This is a genomic window from Streptomyces sp. CNH287, from assembly GCF_000424825.1.
In genome coordinates this window covers 76,772-93,790 of record NZ_AUKQ01000019.1, presented here as the reverse complement: position 1 = coordinate 93,790, position 17,019 = coordinate 76,772, and the positions used below count along the sequence as shown (strand labels likewise).

Annotated in this window: 13 protein-coding genes and 1 tRNA gene; 5 read left to right on the top strand and 9 right to left on the bottom strand. The window is 73.7% G+C overall.

What is annotated here, in order from left to right; all coding sequences use genetic code 11:
• Positions 1–609: ABC transporter ATP-binding protein (locus H299_RS35175; protein ID WP_037759768.1), on the bottom strand; the 609-nt coding region annotated here is incomplete at its 3' end.
• A gap of 437 nt (positions 610–1,046) precedes the next feature.
• Between H299_RS35175 and H299_RS0120135 the strand changes: the two genes are divergently transcribed.
• Positions 1,047–1,128: transfer RNA gene (locus H299_RS0120135), tRNA-Leu, on the top strand.
• 366 nt (positions 1,129–1,494) lie between these two features.
• Positions 1,495–2,364, top strand: a complete 870-nt coding sequence (locus tag H299_RS0120130; protein ID WP_027749880.1) for a Bax inhibitor-1/YccA family membrane protein — start codon at positions 1,495–1,497, stop codon at positions 2,362–2,364.
• A 155-nt stretch (positions 2,365–2,519) separates the two neighbouring features.
• Here H299_RS0120130 and H299_RS0120125 read toward each other — a convergent pair whose 3' ends face one another.
• Positions 2,520–2,747, bottom strand: a complete 228-nt coding sequence (locus tag H299_RS0120125; protein WP_027749879.1) for a DUF4287 domain-containing protein — start codon at positions 2,745–2,747, stop codon at positions 2,520–2,522.
• 98 nt (positions 2,748–2,845) lie between these two features.
• On the opposite strand from H299_RS0120125, the gene H299_RS0120120 reads away from it, so the two are divergent.
• Positions 2,846–3,160, top strand: coding sequence for a hypothetical protein (locus H299_RS0120120; protein WP_027749878.1), 315 nt, complete (start codon positions 2,846–2,848; stop codon positions 3,158–3,160).
• 27 nt (positions 3,161–3,187) lie between these two features.
• Here the strand turns inward: H299_RS0120120 and H299_RS0120115 are convergent, their stop codons facing one another.
• The 3 genes from H299_RS0120115 to H299_RS35170 form a co-directional block, all read right to left on the bottom strand.
• Entirely contained in the window at positions 3,188–4,177 is a 990-nt protein-coding gene (locus H299_RS0120115; RefSeq protein ID WP_027749877.1) for a hypothetical protein, read from the bottom strand.
• A gap of 272 nt (positions 4,178–4,449) precedes the next feature.
• Complete coding sequence (locus H299_RS0120110) at positions 4,450–5,670, bottom strand: acetyl-CoA C-acetyltransferase (RefSeq protein WP_027749876.1); 1,221 nt, start codon at positions 5,668–5,670, stop codon at positions 4,450–4,452.
• Positions 5,671–6,278: 608 nt separating this feature from the next.
• Positions 6,279–7,403 carry an SGNH/GDSL hydrolase family protein gene (locus H299_RS35170; protein ID WP_078512891.1) on the bottom strand — a complete coding sequence of 375 codons (1,125 nt, stop codon included), beginning with the start codon at positions 7,401–7,403 and terminating at the stop codon, positions 6,279–6,281.
• A gap of 302 nt (positions 7,404–7,705) precedes the next feature.
• Between H299_RS35170 and H299_RS0120100 the strand changes: the two genes are divergently transcribed.
• Entirely contained in the window at positions 7,706–9,094 is a 1,389-nt protein-coding gene (locus H299_RS0120100; RefSeq protein WP_027749875.1) for a cystathionine beta-synthase, read from the top strand.
• Between the two features lie 27 nt (positions 9,095–9,121).
• On the opposite strand, the gene H299_RS0120095 is transcribed toward H299_RS0120100, so the two are convergent.
• From H299_RS0120095 to H299_RS0120075, 4 genes are all read right to left on the bottom strand, one after another.
• Complete coding sequence (locus H299_RS0120095; RefSeq protein ID WP_158692362.1) at positions 9,122–9,520, bottom strand: hypothetical protein; 399 nt, start codon at positions 9,518–9,520, stop codon at positions 9,122–9,124.
• The gene (locus H299_RS0120090) at positions 9,517–10,617 is read right to left on the bottom strand and encodes a hypothetical protein (RefSeq protein WP_027749873.1); all 1,101 of its coding nucleotides are present in this window, start codon (positions 10,615–10,617) and stop codon (positions 9,517–9,519) included. Before H299_RS0120090 ends, H299_RS0120095 begins: the two co-directional genes overlap by 4 nt.
• 95 nt (positions 10,618–10,712) lie before the next feature.
• Entirely contained in the window at positions 10,713–12,338 is a 1,626-nt protein-coding gene (locus H299_RS35165; protein ID WP_078512890.1) for an MFS transporter, read from the bottom strand.
• Between the two features lie 147 nt (positions 12,339–12,485).
• Positions 12,486–13,247: an SDR family oxidoreductase gene (locus H299_RS0120075; protein ID WP_027749872.1), complete on the bottom strand. Its 762-nt coding sequence runs from the start codon at positions 13,245–13,247 to the stop codon at positions 12,486–12,488.
• Between the two features lie 129 nt (positions 13,248–13,376).
• Between H299_RS0120075 and H299_RS35160 the strand changes: the two genes are divergently transcribed.
• Positions 13,377–16,808, top strand: a complete 3,432-nt coding sequence (locus H299_RS35160; protein WP_051262658.1) for a BTAD domain-containing putative transcriptional regulator — start codon at positions 13,377–13,379, stop codon at positions 16,806–16,808.
• The last annotated feature ends 211 nt before the right edge of the window (positions 16,809–17,019 follow it).

Sequence of the window (17,019 nt, the reverse complement as noted above, 5' to 3'; positions counted from 1 at the left end):
GCGGAGGAAGCCGAGTACTTCGGCGCCGGCGCGGGAGTCGAGGTTTCCGGTGGGTTCGTCGCCGAAGATGATCTCGGGGCGGGAGGCCAGGGCGCGGGCGACGGCGACGCGCTGCTGCTGGCCGCCGGAAAGCTCGTTGGGCCGGTGCTTGAGGCGGCCGGAGAGCCCGACGGTCTCGATCACCCGGTCCAGCCACTCCTTGTCGGGCTTGCGGCCCGCGATGTCCATGGGCAGCGTGATGTTCTCCAGCCCGTTCAGCGTGGGCAGCAGGTTGTACGCCTGGAAGATGAAACCGATCCGGTCCCGCCGCAACTGCGTCAGCTTCTTGTCCTTCAGCGAGGTCAGCTCGGTGTCGCCGATCCGGGCGCTGCCGGACGATATCGAGTCGAGGCCCGCCATGCAGTGCATGAGCGTGGACTTGCCGGAGCCGGAGGGCCCCATGATCGCGGTGAACTCCGCCTGCCGGAAGTCGACGGAGACGCTGTCCAGCGCGACCACCTTGGTCTCGCCCGTCCCGTAGACCTTGGAGAGGTCCGTGGCGCGGGCGGCGGCTACACCCGTGGGTGCGGCTGCGGGGGAGGCACCTGCGTCGGCCTGGGTGGTGGTCACGAGAACGTGCTCCTGTCGTGGTGGTGGTGGTGACGGTCGCAGCGGTGCGGACGTCCGGCATGCGGTCGGTGGAACACCCCTATCCTCCCGTGGCCGGCGGCCCGCCGGATCAACCGGTGAACCGGTTTCCGGGGGAGCCTTGGGAGGTATGCCGAAAGGGATTCGTCCTACCTGGGGATGACACCGGGCTGATGTGGGGGGCTGAGGAACTGTGGTCGGGCGGCGACTTTCCGTCATTTCTGGGGAACAGTGCGGACCTGCGGGGGAGGGCTCCGAAGAGGGGCGTATGTGGCTGATGCTCCGTCAGTTGTCAATAAAATAAGACAACATCGGGATCTCGATCCGGTGTTCGGGTGGAGACCTGGATAGGCTCATCCCGCGTCTCGAGCGGACTTCGGCGGTCCTCTTCGGCGTGCAGGCGTCTGCCTGGAGCCAGTGCCCGGATGGTGGAATGCAGACACGACGAGCTTAAACCTCGTTGGCCCTCGGGCCGTGCCGGTTCAAGTCCGGCTCCGGGCACCTCCGCGCCTGTCCTCGGTGACCAGGGGACACCAAGTGAAGACGCACCGTGCACCCGGGCGGGTGTCCGATTCAGAACTCCCCTGTGAGCGGCGGCAGTTGGCCCCGCGCTGTGCATCCGGGCCGGACCGGGCGCGTGGAGTCCCCGGGTGGGCCGAACGGGTCGCGGCCGAACGGGTGTCCCGTTACGCGCCGCGAGGCGCCCCCGCGAGGACCTGCAGGCCCGAAGCGGTGCGCTGTGTACCGGAACAATCACAGCTGTTCCCTCGTTCTTACTGCTGCGTTAGCGTGCAGCGGTGACGTGTCGGCTTTGCCCAAGCATTACCCTGGAGGCGAGGCCGCGCCGTGCGGTCATGGAGGAGTGAGATGAGGAGCAGCAACCCGGTCTTCTCGCGACGGGGGTTCAGCCGCGACAACGGCTACGCCGGATTCAATGCTGCACAGCAGCCGCAGACCGGGGCCCCGCAGGCGACGAACCCTTACGCGACCAACCCCTACGCGACGAACCCGTACGCCCAGCAGCCGCAGACCGCGGGGGGCTTCCAGGGAGCACCTCCGGCGGCCCCGCCGCACACCGGGCGCATGACGATGGACGACGTCGTCGCCCGCACCAGCATGACGGTCGGCACCGTCGTGGTGATGGCGGCCGTCGCCTGGATCACCGACCTCCCGCTGGGGCCGGCCATCGGCGCCGCCCTGGTGGCGATGGTGCTGGCGCTGGTGCAGTCCTTCAAGCGCAAGGCCTCGCCGGCGCTCATCCTGGCGTACGCGGCGTTCGAGGGCCTCTTCCTCGGCGCCATCAGCAACTTCGTCGACAACCGCATCGCCGACGGCGCGGCCATGCAGGCCGTGCTGGGCACGATGGCGGTCTTCACCGCCGTCCTGGTCATGTACAAGACCCGGATCATCCGGGTCACGCAGCGGTTCTACCGCTTCGTGATGGCGGCGGCGATCGGCTTCGTCCTGCTGATGGGCGTCAACCTGCTCTTCGCGGTCTTCGGCGGCGGTGACGGCCTCGGCTTCCGCAGCGGCGGCATGGGCATCCTCTTCGGCATCATCGGCATCGTCCTCGGTGCCTGCTTCCTCGCCCTCGACTTCAAGCAGGTCGAGGACGGCATCGCCTACGGCGCGCCGCGCGAGGAGTCCTGGATGGCGGCGTTCGGGCTGACCCTGACGCTGGTCTGGATCTACCTGGAGTTCCTGCGGCTCATCGCGATCCTCCAGAGCGACGGCTGACGCAGGCGCGGCGGGCGCGAGCCCGCCGCGCCGGGCACCCGCGCAGAAAGGGACCCGCGAGGCATTCGCCTCGCGGGTCCTTCTGTCTCTTCCTGCCGTCCGCCCGCGCCCGCCGCTGACACACGCTCACGGTGCGCGCACCCGGCGGGCGGCGGTCAGAGGTGGCGCGCGGCGCGCCTCAGGTCGTGCTCGTGGATGATCGCTTTCGCGTGCCCGTAGGAAAGCTCGTGCTCCCCGCGGAGCCAGCTGACCTTGTCCTCGAACCGGAAGAGGGCGGGCCCGTCGTCGACGGCACGAAGCCAGTCGGACACCTCGCGGCCGGTGCAGTGGGGGATTCTGGCGAGGAGGTTCTGGTGGGTCTGGTCGGAGAAAGTCTGGGACATCGGCGCCTCCGGACGCTGGCTCTGTGAGTCCTTCACGCCACCGTGCCTGACAGTTGGGGCAATGGCAACCGCCCGGTGGCGGCGCATAGGCTTGCGGCATGCTCGACACGACGCCGCTGACCGCCGGAGTGGACCGGCTCGCCGACCGCCTGCGCGCCACCCCGCAGAGTGCGCTGCGGCGCGGCGCGGCGACCGAGGGCCTGGCCCTTGCCCGGGAACTGGCCCGGCGCGCGCAGGACGCGGAGTTCGGGGGCCGGGCGCCGTACGAGATGCCGGACGCGGGCCCGTTCGCCGTCGGGGACCAGCTCGCGGTGGCCGGGCACGATCTGGCGCTGGCGCTCTCCGCCGCGGGTGACGCGGCCGGTCTGGACGACGCGCTGCGGCTGCTGGAGCGTGGCGCGGGCCGGGCCTGACCCGGGCGGGCGGCCCCGGGGCGCGCGCTACAGCGAGGCGATGATCCGGTCGGCGAGGGTGTAGACGCGCTCCTCGCCGACGCCGAACGTCAGCGAGTACGCCCCGGTGATGCTGGACCCGCCCAGCAGTACCGGCGGGCGGCCCGCGCTCAGCGCGTCGGCCAGGTGCCGGGCCGTCTCGTGGTGGCCGGGGGACATGCACAAGGTGGTGCCGTCCTCGAAGGCGTACACGTCCAGGGTGCCCAGCGGGCCCGGCCGTACGTCGGCCAGCGGCGTACGTGCGTCGGCCAGCTCGGAGAGCCGGCGCACCGTGCGCTCGTGGTCGGCGGCCACCACGTGCCCGGCCGGGGCGGCGGTGCCGACGGGGTCGCCGTTCAGGTTGAAGTCGGGGTGCGAGGGGTGGCGGCGGCGGGCGGCGGCCAGTTCGGCGGACTCGGCCGGCTCCGCTGCGCCGGGCTCCGGCTCCGCGTCCGGCCCGTACTCCCGTTCGGCCGCGGCGCCGTCGGCGAGGATGTCGTCCGGAGCCTCGCCGCGGTCGGACTGGCGCGGGACGAACGCCTCGGCCTCCAGCAGCCCGTGCAGGCCCTCCAGGCCGTCCAGCCTGCCCTCCAGGAGCGCTTCGAGCAGTGTGGCGCTGTCCGGGTCGGGGGCGACCTCGTACTCCGTGCCGTGGCCCGCCAGCAGGGTGCCGGTGCCGGGGGCGCTGTCGCGGGCCTCCTGGGCCGCCCAGAAGGCGCGGGCCTCGGCGAGTTCGCGCTCCCGCTCCTCGGCGAGCGCCTGCGTGACGGCGACGCGGATCTCCTCGGCGGGACTGCCGGGGCGGGCGGCGGGCACCTGTGCGGCACCGTCGGCGGTGATCGCGGCGGCGGTCGCGGCGCGGGCCGCCTCGGCGCGGTCCAGCTGGACGCGCAGCGACGTCAGCTCACGGTGCACACCGCGCGCGGTGTGCAGGGCGGCACCGCCCAGCGCCGTGGCGACTGCCGCGGCCGACAGCAGAATGAGGGATATGGCGCTCACAGACGTACTCCCGGTTCCTGGACCTCGATCCCCCGAATTCCTATCTCAGTTTCGTCGGCGGGGTGCCACGACCGTAGTGCAAAACGCCATCAAGGGGACGGGTAGAAGGGCCCAGGGCTTTCGGCCACACCGCCTTGACCAGGGAGAACGCCGCGCCCCCAGGGGATATATCACATCCTGGGGGCGCTTCGGTCTCGATGGTGTTGAGCACGCGGGCCGGGAAACAATTCACCTCAGTTCGACTCACGCGTCACAGGCGCCGCCGCGTCGGCTCAGCTCAGGCGCTCCAGCACCATGGCCATGCCCTGGCCGCCGCCGACGCACATCGTCTCCAGACCGAACTGCTTGTCGTGCCACTGGAGGGAGTTGATCAGGGTGCCGGTGATGCGGGCCCCGGTCATCCCGAACGGGTGGCCGACGGCGATCGCCCCGCCGTTGACGTTCAGCCGGTCCAGGTCGACGCCGAGGTCCTGGTAGGAGGGGATGACCTGGGCGGCGAACGCCTCGTTGATCTCGACCAGGTCGATGTCGCCGATGGACATCCCGGCCCGTGCCAGCGCCTGCCTGCTCGCCTCCACCGGTCCGTAGCCCATGATCTCGGGGGAGAGGGCCGAGAGGCCGGTGGACACGACCCGGGCCAGTGGCGCGACGCCCAGCTCGCGCGCCTTGGTGTCGGACATGACCACGAGCGCGGCGGCGCCGTCGTTCAGCGGGCAGCAGTTGCCCGCCGTCACCAGGCCGTCCGGCCGGAAGACGGGCTTGAGGCCCTGGACGCCCTCCATCGTGACGCCCGCGCGGGGGCCGTCGTCGCGCGAGACCACCGTGCCGTCGGGCAGCGTGACCGGGGTGATCTCCCGCTCCCAGAAGCCGTCCGCGACGGCCTTCTCGGCGAGGTTCTGCGACCGCACGCCGAACTCGTCCATCTCCCGCCGGGAGATGCCCTTGTGCCGGGCGAGGTTCTCGGCGGTCTGCCCCATCGCGATGTAGGCGTCGGGCACCTCGCCCGCCGCGCGCGGGTCGGTCCAGCCCTCGCCGCCGTGCTCCGCCCGCGCGGCCGTACGGGCCTCCGCCCCGGCGAACAGCGGGTTGTGGGTGCCGGGCATGCCGTCCGAGGAGCCGTTGACGCTCCGCGAGACGGTCTCCACCCCGGCGGAGAGGAAGACGTCACCCTCGCCCGCCTTGATGGCGTGCAGCGCCATCCGGGTCGTCTGGAGCGAGGAGGCGCAGTAGCGGGTGATGGTGCACCCCGGCAGGTGGTCCATGCCCAGCTGCACGGCGACCACCCGGCCCAGGTTGTGGCCCTGCTCGCCGCCGGGCAGCCCGCAGCCGAGCATCAGGTCGTCGATCTGCGCGGGGTCCAGTCCGGGGACCCCGTCCAGGGCCGCCTGGACGATCGTCGCGGTCAGGTCGTCCGGACGCACGTCCTTGAGCGACCCCTTGAAGGCGCGTCCGATGGGCGAGCGGGCGGCAGAGACGATCACTGCTTCGGGCATCACGCGGCTCCGGGGGTACGACGAGGGTGGCTGTTCGGGGGCGCCGCCCGCGAAGCTCCGCCTGGCGGGCGGCGCGCGTGCGGACTCCTAGGAAGCTACCCATCCGTAGCATCAGGGTCACGGGGGACGCGGTGTGATGCGGGCCTCTTTTCTAAGCGCTTGCTTGGTACGGGTGCAGGCGGGTGCAGGCGGGTGCAGGGCGGCGCGGCGGGGCTGGGGCGCTGCCGGGCGTGCGTCCGCCGCCGTAGCGCGCCGGGCGCTGCGCACGCACGCCTCCGGCCGTGCGTGTGTGCGGTCCGGACGGCGTTGCGCAGCGGCCCCGTGACGCCGCCGGTCAGGGCGTGCGCCGCGCCAGGCGCGCGACTTCCCGGCCGCTGTGTCCCGTTGGGCGCCGCGTTGGCCGCGCCCGTGCTGCGCTTGTGGGGCGGGGCGGTGACGTACGTCCGGCGCGCGCCTTGCCCGCGATTGCGGGCGCGGCTGCGGGACGGACGTCGCGCCGTGCCTGCGCCGGGCCGCCGCCCGCGCGGCGCGTGGTGCCCGGAGCGGGCTGGCCGCGCTGGTCGCACGGTGGCGGCGCGCCCTGGCGTGCCCGGCGTGCTGCGTCGGGGTCAGCGGGCGTCTGCGTCCGCGCCGTGGTGGGGGGCGGGGGAGGGCTCCGGGTCCGCCCCGGGCTCGCCCGGGCCGTCGCCGTGGCCGTCCGGGGGCGGCAGCCGCCGCCGCCTGCGGTGCTTGAGCAGTGCCCACGGCCCGCGCACCGCGGTGACCTCCGTGCCGCCCTCGGCCGCCGCCTCGGCCGCCGCACGGGCCACCGGCAGGATGCCCTCGCGCCGCGAGGCGTCCGGCCGCTCGTCCTCCGTCGGCCACAGCCCCAGCGCCGCGCACAGCGTGGGCAGCAACGCCATCGCGGCGGTGGCGTAGCCCTCGGCCGAGGGGTGGTAGTTGTCGGGGCCGAACAGCTCCTGCGGGTTCGCCGCGAACTCCGGGCCCAGCAGGTCGCCCACCGAGACCGTACGACCGCCCTCCTCGACCACCGCGATGGTCTGCGCGGCGGCCAGCTGACGGCTCAGCCGCCGCGCGATCCAGCGCAGCGGCTGTCCCACGGGCTCGATCGTGCCCAGGTCGGGGCAGGTGCCCACCACCACCTGGCAGCCCGCCGTGCGCAGCCGGGCGACGGCGTCGGAGAGCAGGCGCACGGAACGGGCGGGCGGCATCCGGTGCGTGACGTCGTTCGCGCCGACCATGATCACGCAGACGTCCGGCGCGTGCGAGAGGTCGCGCTCGCTCAGCAGCAGCGTGACCTGCCGCTCCAGCCCGTCGGACTGGGCTCCGGGCACCGCGACGTTCCGCAGCTCGACCGGGCGCTCCGCGACCGCCGCCAGCGCGGAGGCCAGCAGCCCGCCCGGCGTCTGCCGGGCGCGGTGCACGCCCTGCCCGGCCGCCGTGGAGTCGCCGAGCATGGCCAGCCGCAGCGGGCGCGGATGGCGGCGGCCGAACTCGCCGTCGCGCTCGCCGCCCGGCTCGACGCTCGTCCTGGCGAAGGCGCCGCCGTACAGGCCGTCCGCCATCGGCGGCACGTCGTCGGAGCCGCCGACCTTGCGCTTGGCGATCTGGACCTCGGTGAAGAGCAGCCCGACCGCCGCTCCGCCGAGCAGCCCGATACCGCCACCGCCGTACGCGGCCGCGGTCGCGATCCGGCGTGCCACCCGGGCACTCGCCGCCTTCGACATCGGCATATTTCTGGTCCGCCTCCCGAAGATTCTTCCCGTGTGTTTCGCGCCCTCTGCGTGGATCTGCCGGGCAACGTCTGTACGTCTGGGGAAATTCTGTCCTCCACACTGTGTTGCCCCGTAGGAGACGCTGTGCAACGCATCGCAGGTGTGCGCATGTTGCGCAATATGGTGAACGCACGGGTGCGGCGCGGGGGCGGACGTGCTGCGTTCCCTCCGGGGCGCGCCTCGTAAACCCCGCTGAGGCACGTGTGCCTCTCGAACCCCCTTGGAAACCCCGAATCCCTCCGGAAGGCGTGGAGATACAGGTGCAGTATCACGAGTCGATGATCGAGCTTGTCGGCAACACTCCGCTGCTGAAGCTCAACAGTGTGACGGAGGGTATCCAGGCCACCGTCCTGGCGAAGATCGAGTACTTCAACCCCGGCGGGTCGGTCAAGGACCGGATCGCCGTGCGGATGATCGAGGACGCCGAGCGCAGCGGCGCGCTCCGCCCCGGCGGCGTGATCATCGAACCCACTTCGGGCAACACCGGGGTCGGTCTGGCCATCGTCGCGCAGCAGAAGGGATACCGCTGCGTCTTCGTCTGCCCGGACAAGGTCTCCCTTGACAAGATCAACGTGCTGCGGGCGTACGGCGCGGAGGTCGTGGTCTGCCCGACGGCCGTCGATCCCGAGCACCCCGACTCGTACTACAACGTCTCCGACCGGCTGGTCCGCGAGACGCCGAACGGCTGGAAGCCCGACCAGTACAGCAACCCGGCCAATCCGCGCTCGCACTACGAGACGACCGGCCCCGAGCTGTGGGCGCAGACGGAGGGCCGCATCACGCACTTCGTCGCGGGGATCGGCACCGGCGGCACCATCTCCGGCACCGGCCGCTACCTCAAGGAGGCCAGCGAGGGGCGCGTCACGGTCGTCGGCGCGGACCCGGAGGGCTCGGTCTACAGCGGCGGCTCCGGGCGCCCGTACCTGGTGGAGGGCGTCGGCGAGGACTTCTGGCCGGACGCCTACGACCGCGAGGTGACGGACGAGATCATCGCCGTCTCGGACAAGGACTCCTTCCAGATGACCCGCCGCCTCGCCCGGGAGGAGGGGCTGCTGGTCGGCGGCTCGTGCGGGATGGCCGTGGTCGGCGCGCTGAAGGCGGCCGAGGGGCTCGGGCCCGACGACGTGGTCGTCGTCCTGCTGCCGGACAGCGGGCGCGGCTACCTGAGCAAGATCTTCAACGACGACTGGATGAACGACTACGGCTTCCTGGAGGAGGGCGAGCCCACGGTCGTACGGGTCGGCGACGTTCTCCGGTACAAGGAGGGGCCCATCCCCTCCCTCGTCCACATGCATCCCGAGGAGACGGTCGGCGAGGCGATCGAGGTGCTGCGCGAGTACGGCGTCTCGCAGATGCCGGTGGTCAAGCCGGGCGCCGGGCACCCGGACGTGATGGCGGCCGAGGTCATCGGCTCGGTGGTGGAGCGCGAGCTGCTGGACGCGCTCTTCGCCCGGCGCGCCTCCCTGGACGACCGCCTCGACCAGCACCTGAGCGCCCCGCTGCCGCACGTCGGTTCGGGGGAGTCCGTCGCCGACCTGATGGCCGTACTGGGGGGCGCGGACGCGACGCTGGTGCTGGAGGAGGGGAAGCCCACGGGTGTGCTCAGCCGCCAGGACCTGCTGGCGTACCTGGCCCGCGAGGCGCGGTAGCGGGGTCGCGGCGCGGCCCCCGGTGCCTCATCGGGGGCCGCGCCACCAGGGCCGAGGACGCGGCGGGACGGCGGGCTCCACCACGAGCCTGCCCGCCGTCAGCTCCGCGACCCGGCGGGCGAAGCGCCGCCACTGCTTCCGGGACAGGTTCGCCTCGACACACACCCGGCCGATGCGGGGGCGTCCGTCGGAGCGCGGGGATTCCACTGCTTCGGGCACGGCCTCGATCCGGAGTTCCACGGCTCCCCGGAAGTAGGGGTTCCACCGCAGGGCGCGGATCTCTTCCCACTCCCAGGTCTCCGTACGCAGGCGGGTGCGATGCACGATTTCCGCATCCTTGTCGAAGTGGTCCTCGAAGTAGGTGACGGACAGCGCCTCCGGGGTGAGGCGGAGCAGCTGGTAGCGCCCCCGGTACGTGTCGCTCATGTGCGGGTGGCGGTCCCGCATGCGCTGTCGCCGGCCTCGCTCATGCGCTCGTCCATCGTCGTGCTCCGGTCGTACGGGTCCACCGCGGTGCCCTCGCCCGCGTCGGCGGGCGCGTCCTCGGAGGGGAACCGGGGGGTGAAGTAGCCGGTGCGGGGGCCGCAGCCGCCGTTGGTGGTGTCCGCCCGGTAGGAGGCCAGGGTGAACGTGTCCGGCTCGGTGACCACCTTCGCCGGATCGTCCCAGCTCAGCACGACCTCGCGGCGCACGATGGTGCGCGCGACCTCGTCGCTCCCCTCCTCGGCGCGTACGACCGGATAGGCGTACGTGACGTCGGTGACCACCTCGACCGCGCCGCGCTCGCCCTCCCGGAAGGTGATCCGCCCCCGCGTCTTGACCACGTCCCCGACGAGCCGTACGTCCTCCTTCGCGAAGCGGCTGAAGAGCATCAGCGGGTCGTTCTCGCGGCTGGGCGTGCGGAACGCGGCCGACAGGTACTCCTGTACGTCCTTCTGGTGCGGGTTGATCCACGCGATCGCCTGCGCGGGCCGCTCCCCGCGCAGCACCCCGCGATCCAGGCTGGAGGCGGTGAGGAAGTCCCGGCTCCGGGTGAGCGCCTGCTCGACCTGCGCCGTGGTCATCCAGCCGGTCGCCCGGGCCGGGGGCAGGGTGATGCCCGCCGCGTCGTCGTGCCAGCGCGCGGCGGGCGAACCACGGAACGGCTCCGCCACGGTGGGCCCCCGCCCCGCCGCCTGCGTCGCGGGCGGCCCGCTGGGGCGTGCCGACTCCGCGGCGAGCGGCGCGTCCCCCTCGTCATCGCCGCCGAACAGGCTGGTCAACTGCCCCGGAGCGAGCGCGGCGAGCAGCAGGACGGCCGCACACAGCAGGCCGAGCACGGGCCACAGCTTCCCGCCCCGTCTTCGCGGCGCCGGCGGTTCGTGCGTGCGCCAGGCCGTGGGCGGGGCGGGATTCTCCCGCAGCCGCCGGGTCACCATCCGGGCCCGGGCCGACGGCTCCTTCGGCGCGTCCGGCGACCCGGCCTCGGCTTCGCGCAGGAAGCGTGCCCATTCCTCATCCGATATGGACTCGTCCCTGTCCAAGGTGCTCCCCTGCCCTCTCCCCTGCGCGACTCACACCAGAGCCTCGCTCCCCGTGATTATCACAAGGCTCTGCCACCCGGTGGTCTGCCGGTCGCTCAGGGGACGGGGGTGAGGGTCTCACCGGTGGAGCCGCCGGTGGAGCCGCCTGTGGAGCCGTCGGCGGCTTCCGGCGCGGCGGGCTCCTCCGGGGCCCCGGTCGGCGGCACGTGGCGGAGCGTCACGACGGCGAGGACGGCGAGGGCGCCGACCAGGACGGCGCAGATGAGCGCCACGCTGTTGAGCCCGGACGCGAACGCCTCGCGCGCGGGGGTGAGGATCTGCCCGGCGAGGGAGGCGGGCAGCGCCTCCGTCGCGTCCACCGCACGGGCCAAGGTGTCGCGGGTGGCGGCCTCGGCGGCTGCGGGCGCCTCGGCGGGCAGCGCGCCCGCGACCTCGTCGCGGTAGACGGTGGTGCCGATGCTGCCGAGCACGGCGATGCCCAGCGCGAGGCCGAGTTCGCTGCTCGTCTCCTGGAGGGCGGAGGCCGCGCCCGCCTTCTCCGGCGGTGCGGAGCCCACCACCAGCGAGACGCTCAGTGCCATCAGCGGACCGATGCCGGCGTAGAGGAAGCTGAAGCCGACGACGACGTAGGCCAGCCCGCTGTCGTTTGGGTCGGCCACGGTGAGGATGAGATAGCCCACGGCGGACAGCGCGAGCCCGACGCCGGTCACATGGCCCGGCCGGAAGCGCCGTGCCGCGAGCGGGGCGAGCATCGACGCGGCGATGAGCAGCGCGGCGGCGGGCAGCAGCCACAGCCCGGCGCGCAGCGGGGAGAGCCCGGCCACCAGTTGCAGGTACTGGGTGACGAAGAGGTACATGCCGCCCATGGCGAAGGCGCCGAAGAGCATCACTCCCAGCGCGACGCTGAAGGCGCGGCTGCGGAAGAGGCTCAGGTCCAGCATCGGGTCCGCCAGGCGCAGTTGGCGGCGGCCGAAGAAGTACCCGAAGACGGCGCCGGCCAGCAGGGCGAGCAGCGCAGTGGTCCCGAGCCCGTGCTTGGCGCCCTCCTTGATGCCGTAGACGACGGGCAGGATGGTGGCCAGCGAGAGGCCGACGCTGAGCAAGTCGATGCGGCCCGCGTTCTCGTCCTTGTACTCGGGCAGCAGCAGCGGGCCGGTGATCAGCAGCAGCGCCATGACGGGCAGGGCGAGCAGGAAGACCGAGCCCCACCAGAAGACCTCCAGCATGGCGCCGCCCACCGCCGGGCCCAGCGCGATGCCCACCGAGAAGCTGGCCGCCCAGATCCCGAAGGCGCTGCCGCGCTCTCTGGGGTCCTGGAACATGTTGCTGATCAAGGCGAGCGTGGAGGGCATCAGGGTCGCGCCCGCGATGCCCAGCAGGGCGCGGGCGGCGATGAGCATCTCCGGGGTCGTCGCGTAGGCGGCCAGCACCGAGGCGATGCCGAAGGCCACGGCACCGCCCAGCAGCAGCCTGCGGCGGCCGATCCGGTCGCCCAGGGTGCCGGCGACGACCAGGAATCCGGCGATCATGAACGAGTAGATGTCGATGATCCAGAGCATCTCGGTACTGCTCGGCGCCAGGGCCGCGCCCAGGTGCGGTACGGCCAGGTGCAGCAGCGTCACGTCCAGGGACAGCAGCATGCTGGGCAGTGCCAGCATCGCCAGCCCGGCCCATTCGCGCCGCCCGGCGCGCGCGGGGACGGCGGTCGCTTGCGTGGTCATGAGGGGAACCTTCCGTTCAAGGAGAGCTGTGGTGTGAGCGGTGGGTGGTCAGGGGCGGGGCGCAGCAGGCCGCCGGCCCCGCGGGCACGGGACCGATGGCCTGCTTTGCGGCGTACGCCGCGTACGCCGTCCGGCGCGCGCCGGACGTCAGTGCGTGGCGCTGAGGCCCTGCGCGAAGCCGCCGTCGACGGGCAGCTCGACGTTGGTGGTGAAGGTGGCGTCGGCGGCCAGGAACAGCGCGGCGGCGGCGATCTCCTCGACGGTGCCGTGGCGCTGGAGCGGGGTCGTCGCGTCGCCCTGCTTCTCGAACTCCCGGCGCTCCTCGTCGCTCAGCCCGGCGACGCCCATGGTCGGGGTCTTGATGAAGCCGGGGGCGACGGAGTTGACCCGGATGCGGCGCGGCAGCAGCTCGGCGGAGAGGACGTGCGCGAGCCCCCGTACCGCCTCCTTGGAGGCGGAGTAGGCGCTCATGCCGGGGAAGACGAGGTCGTTGGCGACGGTGGTGAAGATGATCGCGCCCCCGTCGTTGAGCAGCGGCGACAGGCTCTGCACGGTGAAGAAGGAGCCCTTGGCGTTGATGGCGAAGTGCCGGTCCCAGGAGTCCTCGGTGACCTCGTCCAGGGGCGCCAGTTCGGCGATGCCGTGGTTGACGAACACGTAGTCGATCCGGCCGAGCCGCTCCTGCGCCAGGTCGGCCAGCGCGGCGATGTCGGCCATGCTCGCGGCATCGGAGCGGACGATGTGGGCCGTGTCCGCCTTCAGCTCCGTGCGCGCCTCCTCGATCTTCTTCTCGTTGCGGCCGGTGAGGACGACCTCGGCGCCGCCGTCGAGGAGCGCCTTGACGATCGCCAGGCCCATCCCGTGCGTCCCGCCGGTGACGACAGCCTTCTTGCCCGCGAACTTGCTCATCGTTCCTGCTCCCTGCTCGGTGGTGCTCGCGTTCCGTGGTGCTGAGGACGACCCTGCGGCCCGGCCCTTGCGGTCGGCTTTCGGTCCGCTGTCGGTCGGCGCCGGGCACCGGCGGGATACCGTGTGTGCATGCGATTCGGGGTGCTGGGGCCGTTGGCTGTCTGGGCGGCGGACGGCACGCCCGTGGCGGTGCCCGAGGCGAAGGTGCGCGCACTGCTGGCCGGACTGCTCGTGACGCCGGGCCAGGTGGTCTCCGCCGACCGGCTGGCCGAGGACCTGTGGGGCGACGAGCCGCCAGCGAACCCGGCGGGCGCCTTGCAGACCCGGGTCTCGCGGCTGCGGCGCGCCCTGTCGGCGGCCGGCGGCGCGGGCGGCGGCCGGGAGCTGGTGGTGCACCGGCCGCCGGGCTATCTGCTGCGGGTGGCCGACGACGACGTGGACGCCGACCGCTTCCTCTCCCTCACCGCGCGCGCCCGTACGGCGGAGGGTCCCCGCGAGCGGGTCGCCCTGCTCAACGAGGCGCTGGCGCTGTGGCGGGGCCCCGCCTTCGCCGACTTCGCGGACGAACCGTTCAGCCGCGCGGCCGTCACCCGCCTGGAGGAGGCCCGGCTCCTGGCCCTGGAGGAGCGGGCCGAGGCCCGGCTCGCCTGGGGGGAGCGCGGCGAGCACAGCCGGCTGGCCGGTGAACTGGCCGAGCTGACGGAGCGGCACCCGCTGCGGGAGCGGCTGCGCGCGGCCCACATGCGTGCCCTCTACGGCGCCGGACGCCCCAGCGAGGCGCTGGCGGGCTACCAGGCGCTGCGCCGCCACCTGGACGAGGAACTGGGCCTGGAGCCCGGCCCCGAACTGGTGGCGCTGCAGCAGGAGATCCTCCGGCAGGACCCCGCGCTGCGGGCGGTGGGCGAGAGCGCCGCCGCACCCCGGCCGCGTACCAACCTGCCCACCCCGGTCACCGGCCTGGTCGGGCGGTCCGGCTCGGTCGCGGAGGTGCGCGCGCTGCTGGAGGCCGGGCGGCTGGTGACCCTCACGGGGCCCGGCGGCGTCGGCAAGACCAGGCTCGCCCTGGAGACCGCGACCCAGCTGGCCGACGCCTTCGCGGACGGCACCTGGCTGGTGGAGCTGGCCACGCAGCCGCGCGCCACGGGCCGTTCGGCGGGGGCGGCGGGTACGGGCACGGCGGGCGCGGTGGAGGAGCTGGCGGAGCTGGTGGCCGCCGCCCTGGGCATCCGGGAGGACGCGGGCGGCGGCGCCGGGGCGGGCGGCGCCGTCGGCGCGGTGCCGTCCGCCGCCGCGAAGCCCGCCGGCCGCCTCGACCGGCTGGCCGGGGCGCTGCGCGGCAAGCGGCTGCTGCTCGTCCTGGACAACTGCGAGCACGTCGTCGAGCCCGCCGCCCGCCTCGCGGAGGCGCTGCTGCGGGCCGCCCCGGACGTCCGGCTGCTGGCCACCAGCCAGGAGCCGTTGGACATCTCCGGAGAGCAGCTGTGGACGGTGCCGCCGCTGGACCTGCCGGGCGCGCGGGAGACGGGGGAGGAGCTGGGCCGGTCGGGCGCGGTCCAGCTGTTCGTGGCCCGGGCCGCCGCGGCCTCGCCCGGCTTCGTGCTCGATGAGGACAACGCCCGTGCCGTCGCCGCGATCTGCCGTCGGCTGGACGGGCTTCCGCTCGCCCTGGAGCTGGCCTCCAGCCGCGTACGCGCCCTGGGCGTACGGGAGTTGGCCGACCGGCTGGACGACCGGTTCCGGCTGCTGACCGGCGGCCACCGGGGCGCGCCCGCGCGGCAGCGGACGCTGCGCGCGATGATCGACTGGAGCTGGGAGCTGCTGACCGCCGCCGAGCAGACCGTGCTGCGCAGGCTCGCGGTCCACTCCGACGGCTGCACGCTGGCCGCCGCTGAGGCGGTCTGCGCCGGGGACGGGGTCAAGCCCGCCGAGGTCATGGACCTGCTGACCCGGCTGGTGGACCGTTCACTGGTTGTGGCCGCGCACGGCCCGGACGGCCCCCGCTACCGGCTGCTGGAGTCGGTGGCCGCCTACAGCCTCGAACAACTGTGCGCGAACGATCACACCCGCGTCCGGCGCGCGCATGCCCGCTACTACACCTCGCTCGCCGAGGAGGCCGGACCCTTCCTGCGCGGCGGCGACCAGCAGCGCTGGCTGCGGCGGCTCGACGCGGAGACGGCCAACATCCGCGCCGCGCTCGACGGGGCCGCAGCCAGCGGGGACGCGCGGCTCGCCCGCCGGCTGGCCCACGCGATGGTCTGGTACTGGTTCCTGCGCGGGCGGCTCACGGAGGCCGCGCGCTCCCTGACCGCGGCCCTGGCCGTCGCCGGGCCGGACACGGACACGGACACGGACACGGCATCGGCTACGGCATCGGACGCGGAGGCGGCCACCGACGCGGACGCCGACGGCACCGGCTCCGCCGCACCCGTCGCCGCCTGGCGGACCGGCATGCTGCTGCTCTCCGGCTACCGCGGCGACGGCCCTGGCAGCCGCGGCCCGGAGCCGGGCAGCGAGCCGGGCGGGGAGTCCCTCCTGCGGCTGTACGAGGCCGTCCGTGACCCGTACGAGCGGACCAGGGCGGGCTGGTTCCTCGGCTTCGCGGCCACCGAGTTCGGCGACCGGGCCGTCGGCGAGGAACTGGCGGACCGCGTACTGGCCGAGGTCCTCGCCCTGGACGACGCCTGGGGCATCGCCGCCGCCCTCAGCACCCGGGGCATGCAGCGGTACGTGCGCGGCGACCTGGAGCCGTCCCGCCGGGACGCCGAGGAGAGCCTCGCCCGCTTCCGCACGGTCGGCGACCGCTGGGGGCAGCTCCAGGCGATGCGGGTGCTCGGGACGCTGGCCGAGATCACCGGCGACTACCCGGCGGCACGCGGCTGGCACCACGACGGCCTCTGCATCGCCGAGGACCTCGAACTGTGGACGGCGGCCTCCACTCGCTGGTCCGAACTGGGCAGGATCGCCTTGCTGACGGGGGACCACGTGCGCGCCGAGGAGTTCCACGAGCGGGCCAGGGTGCTGGCCGTCGAGCACGGCGACGTACCGGCCCAGGAGTTCGCCGAGGTCGGGTTGGCCCTCGGCGCGCGGCGGCAGGGGCGGCTCGACGCCGCCGAGGCGTACCTGGGCGGCTGGCTCGAGTGGAACCGGCAGTTCGACGCGCAGTACGGCGCGGCGCTGATCCTGGCCGAGCTGGGCTTCCTCGCCGAACTGCGCGGCGACGCGGACACGGCGCTGGCCTGGCACCGGGAGGGACTGGACGCCGCCCGCGACACGGGCGATCCACGCGCGGTCGCGCTGGCACTGGAGGGACTGGCCGGTGCGCACGCCCTGTCCGGCGGGCACGGGCACGCCGCGCGCCTGCTGGGCGCCGCCGCCGGGGCCCGCGCGTCGGTGGGCGCGCCGCTGCCTCCGGCCGAGCGCGGGGACGTGGACCGGGTCACGGCCGCCGTCCGGGCCGCCCTGGGCACCGCCGCGTTCGACGCGGCGTTCGCGACCGGCGGCACCCTGGACCCGGCGGCGGAGCTGACACCCGAGCCGACGGACCGGACCCCACGCACGTAGCCCCGCGCCCGGCACAGCCCGCCCCGCTCGGCCCGCCTGCCCCGCTCGGCCCTGCGGTCTGTCGGCCCCTGTGGCCCTGGGGAGGCCCAGCCCTGGCACGGCCCACCTCCCCCGGCTCGGCCGGACAGCCCGCGACGGGGCCGTCCAGTGCCTCGCCGTCCGGCACCGGGCGAGCTCTGCCTGACGCGGCGCCGGACACGACGGGCCAAAG